Source organism: Dickeya sp. CFBP 2040 (assembly GCF_012273755.1).
Taxonomy (GTDB): domain Bacteria; phylum Pseudomonadota; class Gammaproteobacteria; order Enterobacterales; family Enterobacteriaceae; genus Dickeya; species Dickeya poaceiphila.
In genome coordinates this window covers 1-20,455 of the sequence record NZ_JAAVXH010000026.1, presented here as the reverse complement: position 1 = coordinate 20,455, position 20,455 = coordinate 1, and the positions used below count along the sequence as shown (strand labels likewise).

The 20,455-nt window shown below is 51.6% G+C and carries 23 protein-coding genes; 21 read left to right on the top strand and 2 right to left on the bottom strand.

The window, feature by feature from the left end:
* Positions 1 to 166 precede the first annotated feature (166 nt).
* From Dpoa2040_RS03750 to Dpoa2040_RS03685, 13 genes are all read left to right on the top strand, one after another.
* Entirely contained in the window at positions 167 to 694 is a 528-nt protein-coding gene (locus Dpoa2040_RS03750; RefSeq protein WP_168640360.1) for a hypothetical protein, read from the top strand.
* An 85-nt stretch (positions 695 to 779) separates the two neighbouring features.
* A complete protein-coding gene (locus Dpoa2040_RS03745) occupies positions 780 to 1,064 on the top strand; it encodes a hypothetical protein (protein WP_168640359.1) in 285 nt (94 codons plus the stop codon).
* Between the two features lie 72 nt (positions 1,065 to 1,136).
* Entirely contained in the window at positions 1,137 to 1,769 is a 633-nt protein-coding gene (locus tag Dpoa2040_RS18245; RefSeq protein WP_210423813.1) for a RyR domain-containing protein, read from the top strand.
* A 61-nt stretch (positions 1,770 to 1,830) separates the two neighbouring features.
* Positions 1,831 to 2,673 (top strand): terminase, encoded by an 843-nt coding sequence (locus tag Dpoa2040_RS03730; protein WP_168640358.1) that lies wholly within the window; start codon positions 1,831 to 1,833, stop codon positions 2,671 to 2,673.
* Between the two features lie 47 nt (positions 2,674 to 2,720).
* Entirely contained in the window at positions 2,721 to 4,385 is a 1,665-nt protein-coding gene (locus Dpoa2040_RS03725; RefSeq protein ID WP_168640362.1) for a terminase, read from the top strand.
* Positions 4,385 to 6,511 (top strand): portal protein, encoded by a 2,127-nt coding sequence (locus Dpoa2040_RS03720; protein ID WP_168640357.1) that lies wholly within the window; start codon positions 4,385 to 4,387, stop codon positions 6,509 to 6,511. The genes Dpoa2040_RS03725 and Dpoa2040_RS03720 overlap by 1 nt, the downstream gene beginning before the upstream one ends.
* 226 nt (positions 6,512 to 6,737) lie before the next feature.
* Entirely contained in the window at positions 6,738 to 7,805 is a 1,068-nt protein-coding gene (locus tag Dpoa2040_RS03715) for a hypothetical protein (protein WP_371810573.1), read from the top strand.
* A gap of 59 nt (positions 7,806 to 7,864) precedes the next feature.
* A complete protein-coding gene (locus tag Dpoa2040_RS03710; RefSeq protein WP_168640356.1) occupies positions 7,865 to 9,085 on the top strand; it encodes a N4-gp56 family major capsid protein in 1,221 nt (406 codons plus the stop codon).
* Between the two features lie 64 nt (positions 9,086 to 9,149).
* Positions 9,150 to 9,533, top strand: a complete 384-nt coding sequence (locus Dpoa2040_RS03705; protein ID WP_168640355.1) for a hypothetical protein — start codon at positions 9,150 to 9,152, stop codon at positions 9,531 to 9,533.
* A gap of 63 nt (positions 9,534 to 9,596) precedes the next feature.
* The gene (locus Dpoa2040_RS03700) at positions 9,597 to 10,040 is read left to right on the top strand and encodes a hypothetical protein (protein WP_168640354.1); all 444 of its coding nucleotides are present in this window, start codon (positions 9,597 to 9,599) and stop codon (positions 10,038 to 10,040) included.
* Positions 10,040 to 10,621 (top strand): hypothetical protein, encoded by a 582-nt coding sequence (locus Dpoa2040_RS03695; RefSeq protein WP_168640353.1) that lies wholly within the window; start codon positions 10,040 to 10,042, stop codon positions 10,619 to 10,621. The genes Dpoa2040_RS03700 and Dpoa2040_RS03695 overlap by 1 nt, the downstream gene beginning before the upstream one ends.
* Positions 10,621 to 11,268 (top strand): DUF6682 family protein, encoded by a 648-nt coding sequence (locus Dpoa2040_RS03690; RefSeq protein ID WP_168640352.1) that lies wholly within the window; start codon positions 10,621 to 10,623, stop codon positions 11,266 to 11,268. The genes Dpoa2040_RS03695 and Dpoa2040_RS03690 overlap by 1 nt, the downstream gene beginning before the upstream one ends.
* Positions 11,265 to 13,121, top strand: coding sequence for a prophage tail fiber N-terminal domain-containing protein (locus Dpoa2040_RS03685; RefSeq protein WP_168640351.1), 1,857 nt, complete (start codon positions 11,265 to 11,267; stop codon positions 13,119 to 13,121). Before Dpoa2040_RS03690 ends, Dpoa2040_RS03685 begins: the two co-directional genes overlap by 4 nt.
* Positions 13,122 to 13,137: 16 nt before the next feature.
* Here Dpoa2040_RS03685 and Dpoa2040_RS03680 read toward each other — a convergent pair whose 3' ends face one another.
* A complete protein-coding gene (locus tag Dpoa2040_RS03680; RefSeq protein WP_168640350.1) occupies positions 13,138 to 13,437 on the bottom strand; it encodes a hypothetical protein in 300 nt (99 codons plus the stop codon).
* 136 nt (positions 13,438 to 13,573) lie between these two features.
* On the opposite strand from Dpoa2040_RS03680, the gene Dpoa2040_RS03675 reads away from it, so the two are divergent.
* Genes Dpoa2040_RS03675 through Dpoa2040_RS03645 form a run of 8 tightly spaced genes read left to right on the top strand, consistent with a single transcriptional unit; the run spans position 13,574 to position 20,189 of the window.
* Positions 13,574 to 15,196 (top strand): hypothetical protein, encoded by a 1,623-nt coding sequence (locus tag Dpoa2040_RS03675; protein WP_168640349.1) that lies wholly within the window; start codon positions 13,574 to 13,576, stop codon positions 15,194 to 15,196.
* Positions 15,193 to 16,569, top strand: a complete 1,377-nt coding sequence (locus tag Dpoa2040_RS18505; protein WP_168640348.1) for a DUF1983 domain-containing protein — start codon at positions 15,193 to 15,195, stop codon at positions 16,567 to 16,569. Before Dpoa2040_RS03675 ends, Dpoa2040_RS18505 begins: the two co-directional genes overlap by 4 nt.
* A gap of 12 nt (positions 16,570 to 16,581) precedes the next feature.
* Positions 16,582 to 16,953 (top strand): hypothetical protein, encoded by a 372-nt coding sequence (locus Dpoa2040_RS18325; protein ID WP_246867239.1) that lies wholly within the window; start codon positions 16,582 to 16,584, stop codon positions 16,951 to 16,953.
* A gap of 8 nt (positions 16,954 to 16,961) precedes the next feature.
* Positions 16,962 to 17,630: a hypothetical protein gene (locus tag Dpoa2040_RS03665; RefSeq protein ID WP_168640347.1), complete on the top strand. Its 669-nt coding sequence runs from the start codon at positions 16,962 to 16,964 to the stop codon at positions 17,628 to 17,630.
* Between the two features lie 2 nt (positions 17,631 to 17,632).
* Positions 17,633 to 18,013: a hypothetical protein gene (locus Dpoa2040_RS03660; RefSeq protein ID WP_168640346.1), complete on the top strand. Its 381-nt coding sequence runs from the start codon at positions 17,633 to 17,635 to the stop codon at positions 18,011 to 18,013.
* On the top strand, positions 18,013 to 18,288 hold the full coding sequence (locus Dpoa2040_RS03655; protein WP_168640345.1) for a bacteriocin: 276 nt from the start codon (positions 18,013 to 18,015) through the stop codon (positions 18,286 to 18,288). Before Dpoa2040_RS03660 ends, Dpoa2040_RS03655 begins: the two co-directional genes overlap by 1 nt.
* 12 nt (positions 18,289 to 18,300) lie before the next feature.
* On the top strand, positions 18,301 to 19,641 hold the full coding sequence (locus Dpoa2040_RS03650) for a hypothetical protein (protein WP_168640344.1): 1,341 nt from the start codon (positions 18,301 to 18,303) through the stop codon (positions 19,639 to 19,641).
* 59 nt (positions 19,642 to 19,700) lie between these two features.
* Complete coding sequence (locus Dpoa2040_RS03645) at positions 19,701 to 20,189, top strand: hypothetical protein (protein WP_168640343.1); 489 nt, start codon at positions 19,701 to 19,703, stop codon at positions 20,187 to 20,189.
* A gap of 40 nt (positions 20,190 to 20,229) precedes the next feature.
* Here the strand turns inward: Dpoa2040_RS03645 and Dpoa2040_RS18500 are convergent, their stop codons facing one another.
* Positions 20,230 to 20,397, bottom strand: coding sequence for a transmembrane anchored protein (locus tag Dpoa2040_RS18500; protein WP_210193699.1), 168 nt, complete (start codon positions 20,395 to 20,397; stop codon positions 20,230 to 20,232).
* Positions 20,398 to 20,455 lie beyond the last annotated feature (58 nt).

Genomic DNA, 20,455 nt, shown 5'->3' with positions numbered 1-20,455 from the left:
GGTTACGGTCAGCGTGAGCATAAGGTTGATCGGCTTATTGCCTCTTATCAGCAAGCCGGTGGGGTATTGGTACGAATTTGATTAATATTTAATCAGTTATGGCCGTGCTACGTGAAATCTGCACTGCTCGCCTTCACCAATCCCTTCTGATTTCAACAGGACCATCATGTTAACCACGAAAATGAAAACACTGCTGTTATGCGGCGGGTTGGCTGCTGCATTCGGCGCGGGCTTGTATGTGCAGGGTTTGCGCTGGGATGCGGATATTTCGGCACGGGAAACGGCGGCGGCACAGGAGGCAAGCACAGGGCAGCAGGCCGTCATCGCAACGCAGGCGCTTACATTCCATCGTTTCAACGAAATCGCCAGACAAGCCAGCCAGTACGCTATCAACATTAAGGCAAAAGCAGATGAAAAACAGATTATTTACCGCACTATCGTCAAGCGCGATCCGGCTAGCCGCCAGTGCGTGCCTGATGATGTGGCTAACAGGTTGCTCGACTACGCGAACAGTTTACGTGCCAGCGCAATGCACACCACTGCCAGCGGAGTTGACCCAACCGGTACTGGTGCCGCTGCCTCCGTCTGCCGATTGACGTATGGGCAGGTGGTTTACTGGGTTGATCCGTTGCTGACTGCGCTTGATCAAGCGAATGAGCAACTTAGTAAGGTCAGAGAAACCCAAAAAGAATGAAACCAGTGATATATGTTGATGACTTTTGCGCTGCAATACGGTGGTGCTAGGCTATAATTTCCCCACGATAAAAACGGAGGAAATCATGTTTTTGTTAAGAACGGTTTTTGTTGGTGGGGATGCTAAATATGAGCTTCTTGGTCAAAATGTGAATAACGACCGGGTGATGAGAGTTATTGAGTATCGTCTCAGGGTTAAGGATGGAGAAGAAAAAGGGTTATCAGAGTGGGTGGTAAAAAACCCTAATTTTGATATTAATGCGTTTCTTGAAAGTGGGAATGACCCATTAAATAGTTTTGCGATTCACAGAAAGGTTAATGATATCGCAACCATTTCAAAATATTGTGAAGACAAGTATTGGAATCGGTAGTCTCTGGCTTCTTTGGTACACCAGCCCTGGCATCCGCCGGGGCTTTTTTTCGCCCCAACAAAAGGTAACTCCATGACACAGACCAACGTATTACCACGCTACCGCTGCCATAAAGTTGTTCAGGCAGCGAAAATTATTGGTGCGAACCTATTAGATAGCGGTAAATCATCGCTCACTCTGGATGGTGATATTTTGCTTTTTGCCGAGCGCGGGTACATCGAAAAACATAACCCACAGCCTGGTGGATATTTTGTTCTCTATGAAGATGGCTACCAAAGCTATTCGCCAGCAGCGGTATTTGAGGCGGGCTATGACAGACTTCTCGAACTTGGCGGTGGCGTTGGTGACAACCAGCAGGAGACTGAGGGCCGAAATATCGAGCGTGCCGCACGTGCCGCCCACGAAATTAACCGGGCGTACTGTGCAGCCCTGGGTGATGACAGCCAACCAGCCTGGGAAGATGCACCCCAATGGCAAAAAGACTCTGCTATTGAAGGCGTGGTATTCCACCTCAATGGTGATCACCCGCCGGAGGCTAGCCATAACAAATGGCTGGCGTTCAAAAAACAGGAAGGCTGGAAGTATGGACCGGTAAAAGATGCAGAGAAGAAAGAACATCCGTGCATTGTCCCGTATGAGCAACTCCCCAAAGAGCAGCAGGTGAAGGATTACCTGTTTCGCGCTGTAGTCCACGCATTCAAGTGATTCAGACATTACAGAGCTACCTCCCAGAGGTGGCTCGATAATGCTCATTCAGTAGGACGTTATGGCAAAGCACGATTGGAAAGCATTGCAAGCCGCCTTCCTGGCTGACAATGCAGAAACTGGCATCACAGCCCAACAGTGGTGTGAAGAGCATGGACTGAACTACCAGTCTGCTCGTCGGTACATCAAGCCCCGTTCTGCGCAATCTGCGCAAAAAGAAGTGCGCAAAACTGCGCAAAGTGCGCAATCGGGAGGAAATGCGCAAAAGTGCGCAAAAGGCGATACAGCAAGGCGGAATGAGGATGATGTAGCGGCAGACGCGCACGACGCCGATAGCACACCTCCAGAAAGTGGCGCGAAACTGAAAGGCCGTGATTCCTCTGGTCGGTTTACTGAGGGCTATGCAGGGAACCCTAACCCGGTGAGTCCGTTTGTAGCGGGTAATCAATACGCCAGAACACACGGCGCTTACGCCAAATATTTGGACGCTGATGAACTGTTCGATGCTGCCAAAGAATCCGATCTGCGCGATGAACTGATATTCACCCGTGCCCGTGCGCTCTCTGTCACCAAGACGTTGAATAAAATCATGGAGGATTTGCACAACGCCGAATCGGTAGAGGCGCGTATTGAGTTATACGATAAATTCATCAAGGCTGAGGCCGGACTGGACAGAAACATTGCCCGTATTGAGTCGATTGAGAACAGCCTGAGCAAGTTGCAGTTGGATGCAGTGAATGTTCCACGCCTGAGTGCTGATACGCTGCGCATTAAGGCGGCTACCGCAAAGCTGAAAGCAGAGACAGAGAAACTGACAGCAGAAAGCAAGGACGTGACGACGCCGCTAACTGATGTAGTGCGTGATATCCACGCGATGCCTGATGATGGAATGCTGGCGCAATGACGACACCGCAATATGACGCCGGTTTGGTTGATGACGAACTGGATGGAATGAGTGAGGCGCAGCAGCGTCTTTTTATTTTGTCAAAATTGAGCAATCCGTGGTGGCGGCTCAACAATCTGTACAAGATCGAGAATGAAAAGGGCCAGTTGGTCACGTTTCGGATGCGCCCGGCGCAGCGTCGTCTGTTCAAGGCCATGCATTACCGCAACATTGTCCTTAAGGCTCGCCAACTGGGATTTTCCACTGCGATTGATATCTACCTGCTGGATCAGGCGCTGTTTAACACCAATCTCAAGTGCGGGATTATTGCGCAGGATAAGACCGCCGCAGGCGAAATATTCCGCACCAAAATTGCGATACCGTTCGACAATCTGCCCGGCTGGCTACGCTCGACGTTCAAAATCACCGAGCGGCGCAGCGGAGCCAACGGCGGCTATATCCTGTTCTCACACGGCTCAAGCATTCAGGTTGCCACGTCGTTCCGTTCAGGCACCGTCCAGCGCTTGCATATTTCCGAGCACGGGAAGATCTGCGCCAAGTACCCGGCCAAAGCCAAGGAAGTACGCACCGGTACGCTGAACGCCATTCATGATGGCTGTATCGCCTTTATCGAATCCACAGCGGAAGGCGTGGGCGGCGATTTCCACACGATGAGTATCCGCGCGCTTGAACTGGCGCAATCCGGTGTCGATCTGACGATGCAGGATTACAAGTTTCATTTCTATCCGTGGTTTGACGATCCGAAATATGTGGCACCCGTTCCTGCCGGTGGTCTGCGCCTGAGTAAATACCATCGTGAGTATTTTGCTGCAGTGGAAGCTGCAACTGGCGTATCTCTGACGGATGAGCAAAAGCAGTGGTATATCCGCAAGGGGGGCGAGCAGGGCGAGGAAATGAAACAGGAATTTCCGTCCACGCCACAGGAAGCTTTCTTAACCTCTGGCCGCCGTGTATTTGCCGCTATCAGCGTGATGCAGGCAGAAGCCGCCTGCTGTGCGCCGCGCATTGTCTACGACATCGATCCGGTTACCGGTAAGCGCGAGAAAGTGCAGGCACTGCGCGGCGGCGATAAAGAGGAACTTCAGCGCACGTTAATGAATCACCTGCTGGTGTGGGAACTACCGGATCCGGATGAAGATTACGCCATCGGTGGCGACGTGGCGGAAGGTCTGGAAAACGGTGACCGATCTTCGTTTGATGTCGTGAAGAAATCCAATGGGGAGCAGGTTGCGCACTGGTTCGGTCATCTGGATGCAGAATTGTTCGCGCAACTGTTGGCACACGTCGGCAAGTGGTACAACACCGCCTACATCGGGCCAGAGCGCAACAACCACGGCCATGCAGTATTGCAGAAGCTCCGCGATATCTACCCGCCCCGCGCTATTTACGCCGAGCAACACCTCGACCGCGATAACGACGACGAGACGCCTAAGCTGGGCTGGTTAACGACCAAGCAGAGTAAGCCTGTGGTAACGGAAGGGCTGAAAACGTTACTGCGTGAAAAGGTAAGCGGCATTCGCTGGATCGGCACTATCAACGAACTCAATACCTATGTCTATGACGCTAAAGGCAGCATGGGCGCACAAACCGGTTGTTTCGATGACCAGGTGATGAGCTATGCGATTGCGCAGGAAATGCGTGCTCGTATGCCGGCCCGTCCGAAACCCAAACCTATCGACCGCTCGAAACAAACTCACTGGATGTCACATTGATGAATACAGCCGCTATTGAAGCTGTGGCCAAGTCTCAGTCGCCGCAGGATAACCAAGATCGTTTTACCCAGCGTCAACTGTTGGATATCTCATCGGACATTGACGCACAGCCAGACTGGCGCACCACGGCGAACAAAGCCTGTTCGTATTATGACGGTGATCAACTGGCGCCGGAGCTGGTGGCGAAACTGCGTGAACGCGGGCAGCCGCTCACAATGCATAACCTGATTGCGCCAACCATTGATGGTGTACTGGGTATGGAGGCCAAGACACGCACCGATCTGATGGTGATTGCCGATGACCCGGACGAAGAAATGGAGCAGTTGGCCGATGCGGTCAATGCCGAGTTCGCAGATGTGTGCCGTCTGGCGAACATGAACAAGGCGCGCTCTGATGCGTATGCCGAGCAGATCAAGGCCGGGTTGGGCTGGGTAGAGGTGCGGCGCAATGGCGATCTGTTTGGTTCCCGCTACAAAGTCGGGACGGTTCACCGCAATGAAGTGTTTTGGGACTGGCACAGTCGGGAAGCGGATTTGAGTGATTGCCGCTGGTTGATGCGTAAGCGCTGGCTGGATGTAGATGAAGTTAAAGCGACCTTTCCCGGCATGTCTGACATCATCGACTATTCGATCAACGAGTGGCGGGGATTTGTGGATACCGACATTGCCGAGGGGCAAGAATCGGCGCTAATTAGCGCGTATGAGGAATATCAGCAGTGGAGCCGCAAGGATACCGAGTGGGTGTCTTCCAACCGCAAGCGTGTCTTGCTTCAGGTGATTTACTACCGCACGTACCAGCAATTGCCGGTGTTGGAATTGCCGAATGGCCGGATGGTGCAGTATGACAAAAATAATCTCATGCATACTGTTGCAGTGGCATCAGGGCGCGTGTCAGTGGTGATGTCACGCGTCAGTCGGATTCGTGAAGCGTGGTTTGTTGGGCCGCATTTCATAGGTGATCGGCCCTGCACAGCGCCGCAGGGCATGTTCCCGTTGGTGCCGTTCTGGGGATACCGTAAAGATAAGAATGGCGCCCCTTATGGGCTGGCCTGCCGGGCCATACCGGCGCAAGACGAAGTGAATTTCCGTCGCATCAAACTAACCTGGTTGCTTCAGGCCAAGCGTATCATCAAAGATGCCGATGCGGTCAACATGACGGATAGGCAGTTACTCGATGAGGCCGAACGTCCGGACGGCTTGATCACGCTGAACCCTGATCGCAAAAACAAAACGACTGCCGCTGATGCAGTCAATATTCAGCAAGATTTTCAAGTCGCGCAGCAGCAGTTTCAGGTCATGCAGGAGAGCATGAAGCTGATTCAGGACGGCATGGGTGTCTATTCGGCTTTTTTGGGGCAAGACTCCAGTGCTGCCTCCGGTGTAGCGATCAGTAATCTGGTGGAGCAGGGAGCCACCACGCTGGCGGAAATCAACGATAACTATCAGTTTTCCTGCCAGCAGGTGGGGCAATTGCTGCTGTCCTATTTGCTGGAGGATTTGACCCGTCGTCGCAATTACACGGTAGTGGTGAACCGCGATGACCCGCGGCGCCGGAAATCGGTCACCATCAATCAGGAGTCAGAAGGGGGCATGACCAATGATGTGTCACGTTTGCGTGCGCATATTGCGTTAGCTCCGATTCAGCAAACTCCGGCCTATAAATCGCAACTGGCTGAACGTATGTCGCAGGTGATCACCGGCTTGCCGCCACAGGTGCAGGCAATGGTACTTGATATGTGGGTGGAACTGCTGGACGTGCCGCGTAAGGCTGAATTCATCGAGCGGATCCGCAGCGCTCTGGGTACGCCGAAGGCGCCGGATGAAATGACCCCGGAAGAGCAGCAAGTCGCGCAGCAGCAGCAACAGGTGCAAGCTCAGCAGCAGGAACTGGCGATGCGGGAAATTGCCGGGAAAGTGGCTAAGCTGGAGGCCGAGGCGCAGCGTATCGCTGCCGCCGCACAGCGCGAGCAGGTGTTAGCGAATAGCCAGCGGTTTGATGACGCCAGGACGCAGGCGGAAACCGGTCGTATCCTTCAGGATATGGAGAACACGACGCAGGAGATGGATGCTTTGCGTGGGCAGATGATGCAGACGATTCAGGCACAGATTGACGCGATTGCCGTCTAGATATTGCACTGAGGGGGAATACGCGCTAGATTTGCGAAAGATACCGGAGTACGCCTTAAAAAGCTGCTCCGGTTTTTTTATACCACAAAATCAGTGCCCGCCATTCGGTGGGCGTTTTTGTTTGTGCGGGTAAGCGTCTTGGTAATAGGGCGCTGATTCGCACAGGCAGCGATACGCCTCAATCCCTCGGATCTATCCGACAAATAGACATGCAGGAGTTATAAAAGTGGAACTCGATTTAACAGGTAATGAAACCCCGGAAGAATTGGAAGCGCTGCTGGAAAAAATCGGCGATGTAACTATCGATGATAACACCGCATTGGGAGGTCCGTCGGCAGCAGTAACTGATACTACGGGGGCGCAAGCGGTAACAACTCAGACAGCGGCAGGTCAGCAAAATACGGGCGATAGCAGTAGTGACACGCCGACGCCGGGCGTGGCTGTAGGGCAACAGAGCACTGTTTCGAGTCAGGTGACTGGCACAGAGCAAACGACAGCAGCCAAAATCCTGCTCAGTAAGGATGGCAAACACGCCATCCCCTACGATGTACTTGAAGCGGAGCGCGCTGAAAAGCGTCGCCTGGCGGAAAGCAATCAGCGCACCGCTGCTGAACTGGCAGAAGCCAAGCGTCAGCTTGAGGTGTTTACGCGCCAAATCAATGCTGCCGGGTTGCAGCCCGCGCAATTACCTGAGAAATCACAGATCACTCAGGAGCAGCTCGACGCCTTACGCGAGAGCTTCCCTGATGTCGCCAACGTCATCGATGTACTGGCGCAGAAGGTGGAGCATTTGCAGTCAGTACAACCAGCACCGGCAGCGGCGCATTCTGCTGAAAGTAATCCTGTGTCGGTGGCACTGGACGCTACGCCAGATTTGAAGGCCTGGCAGAGCGGTGACCCGGATCGCTTCACGTTGGCAATCCACATCGATGAAACGCTGAAACAAGACCCTGCATGGAAAGACAAGTCATTAACTGAACGCTTCGGCGAAGTTGTTAAGCGTACTCGTGCTGCCTACGGCGAAACTGTTGAGAGTGCACCTCCGCAGCCCGCGCCCGAAGGGCAGCCAGCACAACCGACGACCGCCGAGCTTCAGCAGAAAGCCGCAGACGTGCTGGCAAAGGCAACTGCCGCCGCACAGCTCCCGGTCTCACCGTCAGATGTCGGCCAGACTGCAACGCAATCCTCTTCTTTATTGGAACAAGCCGCTAACGCCAGCCCGGAACAACTGCACGCCATGTTTTCCGGTATGACGGATGCGCAGATTGAGGCGTTACTGGAACAAGCCATCTGACGAACACCGTAATCCTATAACCCGCCATCGTGCGGGTTTTTCATTTTTAGGGAATCAACATGACAACGATCACTTCATCTCAGGCGACTAAGTTGATGCAGGTTGCGCTGTTTACCGCAGCCAACCGCAATCGCTCGTTCGTCAATATCATGACCGAACAACAGGAGGCACCCAAGGCGGTTACGCCGGATCAAAAAGGCGTGAAGCAAACCAGTTATACCGCGCCCGTCGTACGCATTACCGATCTGCAAAAGCAGAAAGGGGGTGAAGTGGATATGCAGATCGTCCATAAGCTGTCAAAGCGCCCGACCATGGGCGATGAGAAACTGGCAGGCCGTGGTGAGAACCTCGCATTCGCTGACTTCTCGCTCAAGATCAATCAGGGTCGTCACCTCGTAGATGCGGGCGGCAAGATGAGTGAGCAACGTTTCAAGCACAACTTGAACAAAACGGCGCGCACGCTGCTGGGCACCTACTTCAATGACCTGCAAGACCAGTGCGCTACAGTGCATCTTGCTGGCGCACGCGGTGACTTTATTGCCGATGACACCATCCTGCCGCTGGCCGGTCACAGTGAGTTCGGCAAAATCATGATCAACGATGTGCTGCCGCCAACCTATGACCGCCACTTCTTCGCCGGTGACGCCACCAGTTTTGAAGGGCTTGATGCTGCCGACCTGTTTACGTTAGGCGTGGTCGATAATCTGTCACTGTTTATCGATGAGATGGCGCACCCGATTCAGCCCGTCAAGATGTCGAAAGACGAGATGGCGAACGAAGACCCGTACTATGTGCTGAACGTGACGCCGCGCCAGTGGAATGACTGGTACACCTCAACATCTGGCAAGGACTGGCAGGCCATGCTGTCGCGCGCAGTCCAGCGCTCCAAGGGGTTCGATCACCCGCTTTTCAAAGGGGAATGCGCCATGTGGCGCAACATTCTGGTGCGTAAGTACACCGGGATGCCGATCCGCTTCAATACCGGTTCTCAGGTTGCGGTATCCAACAATGACCTGGCGGCAACGGTTGCGCTGAAAGAAGCAAAAACCACCATCGACCGTGCGCTACTGCTGGGTGGTCAGGCGCTGGCGAATGCCTATGGGGGCGAGGACGGCGGACACTTTGGCTACAACGAGGAGAAGGTGGATCACGGCAACGGCACTGAAGTGTCTATTCGTTGGATCAATGGCCTCAAGAAAATCCGCTTCCAGCAGAAAGACGGTCGCATCAACGACCATGGCGTTATCGTTGTTGACTCAGCAATTTCTACCACTCGCTAATTCCATCCAATAAGCAGGTTTCGGCCTGCTTATTTTTTTTCTGGCTTTTCTGGAGAAAACCACTATGGCAACAATTCAGGCGCCGTCCATGCGCGATGCAGTTTATCAGGGGCCGCAAGGCAATTTGTCGATTGCTGAGGGACAGATCACGCTAAAAGCTGCTGCAGTCAATGATGTTGTTGAACTGCTTGAAATGCCGATAGGTATGCGCATTTACGGCGTTGATGTTATCAGTGATGCGCTGGGTGCGAATGTGACGGTAGAAATCAAAAGTGGTGACAAAGTGCTGGTTGCCGCTGCAGCACATTCGACAGCGGTAGCAAAATCGGTGCCTGTTGCACCGTATGCCACCATCGTTGACGGGGAGAAAATTACCGCAACTATCGCTGGTGCTGCCGCTACCGGCAATTTAACTGTCCTCGTCAAATACATCGCCGTTGGCTACTGATCCCCGTCCACCTCACAACCAAACCCGCCAGCACGGCGGGTTTTCTATTAAGGAATTGATTTTATGGCAGATACTATTTCGATTGTGTACATCGGCAGCAAAGACAAGAAACGCGACACCATAACAAACAGCCGGCTGATCTTTCCGCGTCTTGTCCCGGTGGATGTTGAAAGCGCAATTGCTCACCAGCTTCTGGCGTTTCCGACTGTATGGGTGCGTGAGTCGGCAGTCGGCGCGACGCTTAAACAGTATGAAGATGATGAGGCACTAAAGGCAAAACAGGCGGCTGAAGAATTGGCGCGGTTACAGGCTGAGGCCGAGGCCAATAGCTGGGTGGTCACAATCGGCAGTGATGATATCGATCTGGCCAAGCTCACATCGGCTCAGTTAGCCACGCTGGTGGAAGCGGAAGATCTGGATCTGGGTTTGAAACAGGGCGCTCAGGAAAAGGTTGATGAATTCCGTGCCCGCGTCCGTGAAGCCATTAAAGCGAAGGCTACAGAGTAATGGCGGCGCTTGACGTTTTTCTCCCGGCTATTCGCAAGCACATTACCGGCCCGCTGGACATCATGATGCGGCAATCAATACGCGAAGCGGCGATCACATTTTGCCGAGAATCACTGTTCTGCCGCGATACAGTGTTGCTGACAGATGTACAGCCAGGTGTTAAGCATGTGCTGAGTGAAAGTCCGCTGGTGAAGTGCGTCAAACGCTTGCGCGTGACCAATCTCAGCGATCCTGAAAATCCCGTGGAGTTGGATGCTGGCACTGATTTTACGGTGATTTCAGCCAATCATCTGGCATTCAACCGCGCATATAGCAGTGTTTCTGTGCTATTTGCGGTAGAGCCCCGGCGCGATGCTGATGAAGTGCCAGACGCACTGGCTGATGATTATACTGATGCGATTGCAGCCGGTGCACTGGAAGATTTGTACCTTATGCCGGGCAAGCCCTGGAGCGATCCCCAGCAGGCTGCTTATTTCCGCGCTACCTTCACCGATGGTTATCGCCGAGCCTACCGCGATGCTCTGGATAATTCCCCTGTTACCGGTTTTCAAAACCCGGTACGCCGACACGAATTCTACTGATGATCACAATCAATGACGTTATTGGCCGGGCTAATGCCCAACTGGTTGATGCGCACTGGCTGCGCTGGTCGAAATCTGAGCTGTTGGACTACTTCAATGATGCGATAAACGCCATCATCATTATCCGTCCCGATGCTGGCGCATCGATAGAGGCGTTCGCCTGTGAGCCTGGGACGCGGCAGCAACTGCCCGATGGCGCGCTTCGCTTGCTTGAGGTTATTCGTGTTATTGACGGCCGGGCTATCCAGCCTATCGCGCGTGAATCCCTCGATTATCAATTCCCTGACTGGCATACCATGACCGGGCCTGTTGAACGTTACTGCTATGACGAACAGGTACCGAAGGTTTTCTGGCTCTTTCCAGGGGCGGTGTCGGGTATCTCTCTGGAGGTCTGCGTCTCAAGGTTACCCGCTGCGGCCACCATTGATGGCCTGAAACGAGCATTTCCCCTTGATGAACTCTATATCAACCCGGTACTGGAGTGGATTCTGTTTCGGGCATACGGGAAAGACAGTGAAAACGGCAACTACGCCATGCTGTCGTCACAACACTATCAAACGTTTGTTGACCTGTTGGGCGTGAAGTCGCAGACCGACCAGGCCGCCGGGCAGAAAAAACAGGCACAATCTAGCGGAGGTGCACAATGAGCGTACTGATCAGCGGCGTACTGATTGACCCCTCCGGTACTGCTATTTCTGACGCTGAGATCACGTTTACAGCATTAACGAATAGCTCTGTATTGAATGGTTTCTCTGTATCGGCGACGACCAATGAGGACGGTGAATACGCCATTCCACTGGAGTTGTGTGATTACTCCATTTCAATACAGCACGATGGCAATAACGCCATTTACGGATCGGTGTCTATCAACAAGGATACAACGCCGACGACCATTAACGATCTGCTGGAAAAGGCGAGACAAGAGCAGACCGTTACACCTCAAATTATTGTCTATTTCCGCGAGATACAGGCAGACGTTACCCAAAAGCTGGGAACCATGCAGTCGTTGAATATTGACGCGAAATCAGCGGCGGATAGCGCGGCAACGTCTAACGGGCTGGCTCAGGAACAGGCTCAGAAAGCGCAACAGGCATCAGTACTATCACAACAGGCAAGCGCATCAGCGCTGATATCTGCCAATTCCGCAGCAGCCTCAAAAGCGGCTGCAGAAACTGCTGCAACCAATGCGCTCAATTCAGCAAATGCAGCAGGTACTGCCAAAAGGAGTGCGGAGTCCGCAGCCAGCCAGGCGGAGCAATCAAAGCTGGCTGCTGTCAGTGCTGCTGGCTCAGCTGAGAATGCCAAAGAGGCAGCAGAGAACGCTTTGCGTGACGCAACTGTATCCAAAAATGAAGCGGCACAGTATGCACAAACTGCTAGTGCCGCAACTGCTCAGGCTCAGCAAGCAAGTGCGTCTGCTGGCAACGCCGCCAATGTTGCGTCAACGGCGGCAGAAAAGGCCACTGAGACGCTTTACCAGCAGCAGCTATTAGCAGGAGAGGGAAGCGTTACACTTACAACGCCACAGACAATCAGTGCGCAAAAAATTTTTAGCTCACCGCTTTATCAACGCAGATCTAGTTATCCGGGGTTAGTATTAGAATCTACTGATATAGCCAGCAACGTTGTGGGGCGTAAAGTTTTCTGTGAGGTAGATAACACTGGTCTTGCAATATTTTTCATTGCACGAAACGAAAACGACGCTGCCGGACAACGGTTTGCAAAACTGAGCCTGCCGGCGGCAAGTGAGCCAGGTGACATTGTTCTAACGTCTGGAGTGCAAACATTAACGGGTTATAAAGTATTTAGCGTCACGCCGAGAACCCTCAACGGTATTTCGATTGCTGGCACGACAACAGCTGGCGAGTCGAGAGATATGGTGAAAATTGCTGGCGATAATTTTTTGCATCTTGGCGATTCAAATATAAATGCAGTGCTACACACGCTGGATGCTGTGCCAGCTGTAAGGGTTGGCTCTGCCGCTCCCGCAAACATACTAGTGCAGGGGCGCAATGCAGTTGTTGACGCTAACGGTTTCTATAAGACCGCGTCACCTGTTGTAAAACTTTTTAGCGATGGCACAAGTGAACTGACTGACGAAGCGCAAGGTATCTACACGGAGCGTATCAGCGAGGGCGTCTACCGCATTTCCGGTTGCTTGGGTCTGAACGCTGATCGCGCATGGGGTGGCGATGATGGCGGCATCGATGTGCCGATGTGTCGCAACAAGCTACCCCGCTTGTGGGTTGACTTCGGCGGTGATGACGGCAGTCAGATAAATGAGGACGGTTCTATCATCATTCGCACGTATCATCGTCCACACCCTGACGCGCCAGCGTTCGCACGCAATGAACTCGATGGCTACGCAAACGGCGATCCGATCGATATTCCGCGCGACGCGTTCATCCTTGTGCGTGTACAGATGCCGGAACGTGGAGAGCAAAAACCGAAGGTTATGCTGCACAGCAATGTTTACTGTAGCAATATCTCATATATTTGATATGTATAATGCTACCTTAGTTATTAAGGGCAATCTGCCATAATCCACGGTAATTGTCATACCGCCACTTGCCAACCAAGGTCTTTCCATTAGGGAATCGATGAAGAGTGGCTTTGCTGTTTCTACCATCGTTTCCCGTCAATTCGAAATGCCCCGGTGATGTTTCAGGGCCGACATAGGTGTATTTTTCACCATCATGTATATAAGAGACTTCAATAATTCCATTATTAATTGACACGGAACACGGCTCATCGGTGCAAGCAGGTTCGTCATCATAATAGAGAGTATTCATTTTGCTGTTCTTATAAAGTTCCATGCATTAGTCCATTTAGAAGCTATAGAGACATCTTGCGATAATACATCATACGCGCTAAATTCCCCAAAGATACCAAGCCTCGCCTAAAAAGCGGGGCTTTTTTGTTCCTTCCTCGCACTACCCCCAAGGCTTTAGCATGGCAACCATTGATATCACAGCGATGCGTGGTGAAATGCCGCGCGTTGTCGAACACCTATTACCTGATGCCAACGCGACACTGGCGCAAGGCTGCCATTTCAGGCATGGCGTTATCACCCCGATGCTGGATGATGTTGATCAAAAGAAGAGTTTCAGCATCAAACCAGAAACGATTTTTCATTACCGTGACAATTTTTGGTTTGCCTGGAATAAGGCTGTTGATGTGATACGCAGCCCGGTGGCGAATGATGAATACGGGCGCGTTTATTACACCGACGGTGAATTTCCGAAGGTCACAAGCTCGCAAATTGCGACGAAAGGGAGCGGTAACTATCCAGCAGCATTTTTCCGCCTGGGCATCCCGGTGCCGGTAAACCCAATAACAATTGGCACGATTACGCCGCCGGCAGGCATAAGCAACAACGACCCTAAAGACGATGAGACTCGCTATTACACCGAGACCTATGTGACTGCGTATGGTGAAGAAGGGGCACCCGGCCCGGCATCGGCTGAATTGACTATCGCCTATTCGGGTAGCTCGGTTGAACTACTGCTACAACCACCGGGCCAACAAAACCACAACATCACTAAGCGCCGGATATACCGATCCGCAACGAGTAGTGAGTCGGCTGATTTTCTGTTGGTGGCTGAACTGGATATTGCTGTGGCGACGTTTGTCGATAATTTGTCTGATTCCCAACTCAGCGCGTCACTGGAAACCTATGGTTATTACATGCCGCCCGACGGCATGACCGGCCTGTGTATGATGTCGAATGGCATAGCGGCTGGATTTATGGGTAATCAGGTGATGTTCAGCGAGGCGTATTTGCCATACGCCTGGAAGGACACGAATAAGCAGACGGTGCAAGATGACATCGTTGCAATCACACCGGTAGGCACTACGCTGATCGTGGGCACGAAAGGGATGCCCTATGTTTTTTCGGGTATCACACCATCTAACATTACGTCCAGCCATTCACTGATCGCCCTGTCCTGTGTATCGCGGCGAAGCATGGCCGCAATGGACGGTTTTGCCTTATATGCCTCGCCGAACGGGCTGGTTTCGATCAGTGCCGACGGGGCTGCAGCGATAGCGACCGCTAATATCATCGAGGCCAAGCAATGGCGGCAGCGATTTAACCCGGCATCTATCCGGGCGTGGCGGGTGGAAAATGAGTATTTTGCCCTGTATGACACGGATTCAGGCGTTGCCGGGTTCATCTTCGACCCGGTAAACATGGATATTCGGTATGTAACATCATCGTTTGATGCGGCATATAACGATGAGTCAAGTGACACGCTCTACATTGTTAAAGGCCATCAGCTTTATACGCTCAATGATGGTGCCCCAGTCAATTTCCGCTGGCGCTCCAAGACTTTTCTTGCCCTGTCAAACACCTCATTTTCGTGCCTGCGTGTGATGAGTGATGCGTTGCCATCGATTGGTGTAATTCTGTATGCCGATAAAAAAGTGGTGATGCAATTGCCGCCGGGTAGCATGAGAGACACATTGCTGAAACTGCCGCCAATGCGTGGTAAACGCTGGCAGGTCGAAGTATACGGCAGCGCACAGGTTGACCGGATTACGCTGGCAACATCAATGCAGGAGATGCCGGCGTGAGCAATAGCAAATTCAGGGCTGGTACAGATCAGGCTGCTGTCGCAGAAAATATTGAGACGCTAACCGGACAGCGCGGCGATGGTCGAAATCGCGCGGTGACCTATGGCGATCTGGCTGGATTGGGGCTTGCCAACTTGCGCCAGGTAGGGGGCGGTAAGGTCGCACTATCGCCGAGTAATGGGACTGGCGGATCTGGTTCTGGTGGCAGTGTGCAAAAGCCAACCAAACCAATGAATTTCAAAGCGACGGGCGGATTTGCCTATGTCCTGTTGGAATGGGATATGCCCAACTATCGCGGACGGTCGTTAACCGAGATATACCGGTCACCTGACGATAATCTGGCGGATGCGGTACTGATTGCCAGTTCAGCAGCCGGTGTATATGGCGACCCCGTAGATCCAGACTGGCGAGGGTATTACTGGATTCGTCACGTTAATTCCGAAGGGGAACCGGGGCCGTTCAATGATTCAAAGGGCACCTATGCACAGACTCACCCTGATCCTGCTGCAATTATTGAAGTGATTACGGAGCAGTTAAATACGTCGCCGCTGATTGCCAATCTCACTGAGAATTTGGGAGCAAATACAAAAAATATCGACATTGTTGATTCAAACGTAAAAGCGCTGTCTGAATCCGTTAAGGATCAAAACAGTGCGATGGCAAAGAGGGTAACCGATGTTGAAGCGTCATCAGAAAGCAATGCGTCAGCAGTAAGGGAATTATCGCGGTCAGTATCTGATCGGTTTGCATCATCAGCGGAACGAGTTGAACGGGTGGAGGCTACAACGAGAGAAAATAATGCAGCTGTACAGACAAACGCAAAAGCCATTACTGAGATTGATAAAAACGGGTCGGCGGCGTATCAATCACTGTGGAATACCAAAGCACAGGCGGGTGATATAAAAGCGGGTATTGGGATTGTTGCAGGTCGAGATTCGAGCGGTAATACAATCAGCCAGGTGGCTGTAGCGGCCAGTCAGTTTTTTATCTTCGATCCTAATAACCCGAATGACAAAACCACTTATGCGATTCCGTTTGCGGTATCAAATGGCAAGGTGGTGATTGACGAATTAATTGCCAGAGAGGCGGTGATCAAGATTTTGTCCGCACAAACCATTGTGGCCGATAGCGTTAAAGCGGGCATTCAGATTGTATCGCCGTACATCAAAACGGCGCGAATCGAAAGTGGCGGGTTTACTGTAGATCCACTAGGAAACGCCACGTTTGGCGAACTGACGCGTATTTCAGCAGCAGGGGAATTAAGCATCCGTTCATCTGTAGATGGACGCGGACTGAATATATCCAACGATGAGATCAGAGTCATCGATAAGAACGGCGTGGAAAGAATCACGATAAGTAGCCGTGACAGATAATTGGAGGAATATTTGAGTAATGTGCTGTTACAGCTATCCCAGCGAGTAGAACGTGAGTCCGGGGATATTAATTTACTGAACAATATACAAAACGCCTGCCGTAAAAAGCAGGCGTTTTGCTTTGGTACGGATGATACGCGGATCGTCCTCAGACCCCGGAGTTACTACTGTATTCCGTATGTTGTGGTATGGCTTGGGGTTAGCACACGAAAGGACGCGCTCGCGTATTGGTTGCCACACGTTCAGGAGCTAACTCGTATGGCTGGTGGGCGTTGGGCTGAATTCTATACGGTCAGGAAAGGGTTTATCCGGGTGGCGCAGCGGCTTGGTTTTGAACGGCTTCCTGATGAGTTTGGATTGATGAGATTCAAGATATCGGTATGAGGTGAAACGTGGGTAAAGGCGGCGGTGGTAGCACTGAGGTCAAAGAGACATCCCAACAAATGGCAGCGGCGGAGGTAGCAAACCAGCAATGGAATCTTTATCAGAACGAGTTGCGGCCATTCGAGAACTTGTTCATGGAAAAGGTGGATTCCCTGAATGATGGGCAGAAGTACGACAAGATCGCGGGGGACGTCAATCTTGGTTATCAGCAGGAATTCGGGCGTGTTCGGCGGCAGGCAGCTGACGGTTTGGCGGCGGCAGGCGTTGACCCAAGTAGCGGGAAATTTCAGTCAGCGCTGAAGGATGTTGCTACTGACCAGGTGGCGGGAACGATTGACGCGACTAACCGGGCACAAACCGATCAGCAAAATAAGTATGTCGCTGGGTTGCAGGATGTCCAGGCGATGGGGTCGGGGCAGAAAGCGGAGGCGTTACAAGGTTATCAAGGGATCGCGGCAGCGTCGCAGCAAAAGGCGATTTCTGATGCGCAGAATTCACTATCTAAACAGCAGGCAAGTAAAGGACTTGTTGGCACAGTTGGCGGCGCACTCGTGAGCAAAGGGTTATCCAGTTTGCCAACGAAGACGCAGGCACCAACGGTGGGGAACTCCAGTGGCATATTTGGCGTTTCGGATATGCCTTTTATGAGTTCGAATTTTAGAAATATTGGAGGCTAATCATGGGGGTAGCGTCAGATACATTTGCGGATATTACGCGTAAACAATACAACGACTGGATGCAACGTTATTACCCCAAGTTGCAGGGGCTAATGGAGCTATCAACCAGTGGTCAGTTGATGAATAACCAGTTAGCGCGAGCGGATACCACACAACAGCAGGCGCTAAACACGGCAACGGTCGGCGCAGCCAACCAACAGGCGCGCTATGGGGCAACCCAGCAGAACAATGGGGCAGATAATAGCCTGGGGCTAAAAGCAGCGTTAGCAACAGCTGGCGCAAAGAACGGCATTCGTGATGCGGAAACTGATCGGCAGATGAACATTCTCACTGGTGGCTCAGCGTCCTTGCGTAACCTGCTGGATATTGGGGGTGACAAATAATGGGGTACGGATTAATCGATATTGCCGCTCAGACCCGGCAACAGGCTATGCAGGGAATGCAGCAGTCTGCTGAATTAGAACAGCAGCGTGAAGCAGCTAATGAGCAGTTGAAAGCCCAACAAAAAACAGCAGCCAATCAGACGAAGGGCACGATGGCCGGCATGGGGGTGGCGGGTGGTGCTGCATTAGGTGCCACATACGGATCATGGGGTGGTCCGATTGGTGCAGGGATTGGTGCTGCGGTTGGCCTGATTGCTGGTTCATTGTTTTCTTAATCGGGAGGATGTATGGCGGATGTACGCGGGTTGGCTGATGGTTTTTTGGCCGGATTTAACACAGTAGAAAATGCGCTTCAGCGTCGTGAGGACTCAGAATTGCGGCGCCTGCAAATGCAGCAACAGCAGCAGAATGCAGATCGAAGTTTTGGGCTGGCTCAGGCGCAGTTTGATTATCGAAAAAATACCGATACTCAGGACCGGCAACGACAGAAGGAGCGAGATAAAGTAAGCGACGACCGCTGGCAATCCGAGTTCGAGCAAAGCAAAAGAAATGCTGATCGCTCGTTTGGTTTACAGGCTGCAGGATTAAACCTGCGCCGTGACGAGTTTGAATACCAACGAGCAGAGAAGGAGCGGCAGCGCCGAATGACTGAACAGATGCCGACCGTTCAGGCACTCTATGACCGGCTGAAAACCAACAATGGCCAATGGGATGAGGATGCATTGCGTCTGGCCGGGCAAATCTCAGATGATAATCCGTACAGCCCCACGCGATTCATTGGCCCGGACAAAATCCAGACTGTTAGAGACATGAATAAAATCATGCCCCAAGTGATGAACGGGCAAGTGGATTACAATGATCCAAAATTTGTCAGTGTGGCTGATAAGGTCTTGTCCACATATATTAAGCGTGGCGTAGGGGAAAAAGATGCTGCAACAGGGAAAACAATAGCCGATAAAGAGCTGGCCCATATTGGGCTCACTGAGGATGGAAAAAGCATTTTCCTGTCCGTGAATACTAAGTTTGATGATGGTTCCGTTTCAAAAATGAAACCAATGACGCGCTACGCCTCATCAGATCCGCAGGATAATGTTGTGGTTATTCCTCTCGACAAGGCCATGGCGCAGTTCAGAGGCTACGGGCAGATGGTAGGGGCGATAAACAGTGACCCGTCAACGGCCCAGTTTCTGAATCGTCTGGTAAATGGCAGCTCCAAGCAGGATAGAGCGGAAGCTAAAGAGTACCGCACTCAGGTTATTAATTCACAGAAAGAACGAGCTAAAGCGCTGGCTAAAGACCCGGATAATGCATCAACGATCAATACACAGTTTGACAAGCTGGATGACCAGATTGCTGAGTCATTTGGGCAAAAAACCAAGAATAGAACAGCCCCGGTGTTACAACAATGGGCGGGTAATGACCCCGGTAAGGCCGCATTTGCACAGAAAGCGTTATCTGCTGGCGCGCTCTCTGGAGACATAAATGCAGCACAGCTGGACGCGAAATATGCTGAATATCAAAAAGGCGCGTCGGTAACACCTAATACACAGAATAACCAACCAAAAAATAATGATAGCTATACAGCTCAATATTTGAGGGAAATGCAAAAAGTAAGTCAGAGCAAATAGGTTGTTGCGTTTTTTTCTTGTGTGGTAGGATAATTCTTTAAACTTCAAAGAGTGGTTAAATGAAAAAGATAGCTTGCTTATTTTTTGCTGTATCTGTACTTGCCGGTTGTTCAAATCATGGTCGGGGGGATAATCAGGCGTTGAGATTGAATGCGGCATACTCATCTGATTATTATCTTCCACAGAGTGTATCCACCCTTATTGCTGATTCGAGGGTGTTAAGTGAAACACTCGTTCTTGCTGTTGACCCCAAACGGATTGATGATATTAGAGGCACATATCGCGCTTCACGACCTAAAATTACTGTTAACTATAATGTGTCGCCTGTCGATGAGAGCAAGTACCGTATTACATATAGCGGTACAATTAACTACCTGTCATCATTAAATATTCACATGTATAATGGGCGCACGACAATTGGGGGTGATGCTATCCAGAACGTTAATATCCCAACCAGAACAGCAGAGCTTCCATATGGAAAGAATGTTGAGTTCGCTTTGGATGATAATGTTAAGTTGAATCTCTCAGTCGAGAAAGAAACCAAATAGTTTATTTGTGAGGTGGGCGCGGGCGGCGCCCACCTCATACTTATCGATAACCTCCGCCACCAGGGCGAGAATCTGCAGAACGACCACCACAACGGGAACCATCTGCAGCGGTATCGGAGTCATGCTGGCAGCGTCCTGATCCCGCGATAGCCTGGTAAGATGATCCCAGGGCCATAAATAAAAATAATATTGAAATTATTTTCTTCATAACAATCCTTTAATTAAAAATAGCATGTGTGCCATTAATGACAGAGTATATTCAGATT

Bases quoted from the DNA above. Each gene is read 5' to 3' on its own strand.
- Dpoa2040_RS18500 (WP_210193699.1), bottom strand. From the start codon at position 20,397: ATGAAGAAAATAATTTCAATATTATTTTTATTTATGGCCCTGGGATCA.
- Dpoa2040_RS03645 (WP_168640343.1), top strand. From the start codon at position 19,701: ATGAAAAAGATAGCTTGCTTATTTTTTGCTGTATCTGTACTTGCCGGT.
- Dpoa2040_RS03690 (WP_168640352.1), top strand. From the start codon at position 10,621: ATGATCACAATCAATGACGTTATTGGCCGGGCTAATGCCCAACTGGTT.
- Dpoa2040_RS18245 (WP_210423813.1), top strand. From the start codon at position 1,137: ATGACACAGACCAACGTATTACCACGCTACCGCTGCCATAAAGTTGTT.
- Dpoa2040_RS03730 (WP_168640358.1), top strand. From the start codon at position 1,831: ATGGCAAAGCACGATTGGAAAGCATTGCAAGCCGCCTTCCTGGCTGAC.
- Dpoa2040_RS03745 (WP_168640359.1), top strand. From the start codon at position 780: ATGTTTTTGTTAAGAACGGTTTTTGTTGGTGGGGATGCTAAATATGAG.
- Dpoa2040_RS03675 (WP_168640349.1), top strand. From the start codon at position 13,574: ATGGCAACCATTGATATCACAGCGATGCGTGGTGAAATGCCGCGCGTT.
- Dpoa2040_RS03660 (WP_168640346.1), top strand. From the start codon at position 17,633: ATGGGGGTAGCGTCAGATACATTTGCGGATATTACGCGTAAACAATAC.
- Dpoa2040_RS03680 (WP_168640350.1), bottom strand. From the start codon at position 13,437: ATGGAACTTTATAAGAACAGCAAAATGAATACTCTCTATTATGATGAC.
- Dpoa2040_RS03725 (WP_168640362.1), top strand. From the start codon at position 2,721: ATGAGTGAGGCGCAGCAGCGTCTTTTTATTTTGTCAAAATTGAGCAAT.
- Dpoa2040_RS03720 (WP_168640357.1), top strand. From the start codon at position 4,385: ATGAATACAGCCGCTATTGAAGCTGTGGCCAAGTCTCAGTCGCCGCAG.
- Dpoa2040_RS03685 (WP_168640351.1), top strand. From the start codon at position 11,265: ATGAGCGTACTGATCAGCGGCGTACTGATTGACCCCTCCGGTACTGCT.
- Dpoa2040_RS03705 (WP_168640355.1), top strand. From the start codon at position 9,150: ATGGCAACAATTCAGGCGCCGTCCATGCGCGATGCAGTTTATCAGGGG.
- Dpoa2040_RS03655 (WP_168640345.1), top strand. From the start codon at position 18,013: ATGGGGTACGGATTAATCGATATTGCCGCTCAGACCCGGCAACAGGCT.
- Dpoa2040_RS03710 (WP_168640356.1), top strand. From the start codon at position 7,865: ATGACAACGATCACTTCATCTCAGGCGACTAAGTTGATGCAGGTTGCG.
- Dpoa2040_RS03700 (WP_168640354.1), top strand. From the start codon at position 9,597: ATGGCAGATACTATTTCGATTGTGTACATCGGCAGCAAAGACAAGAAA.
- Dpoa2040_RS03695 (WP_168640353.1), top strand. From the start codon at position 10,040: ATGGCGGCGCTTGACGTTTTTCTCCCGGCTATTCGCAAGCACATTACC.
- Dpoa2040_RS03650 (WP_168640344.1), top strand. From the start codon at position 18,301: ATGGCGGATGTACGCGGGTTGGCTGATGGTTTTTTGGCCGGATTTAAC.
- Dpoa2040_RS03750 (WP_168640360.1), top strand. From the start codon at position 167: ATGTTAACCACGAAAATGAAAACACTGCTGTTATGCGGCGGGTTGGCT.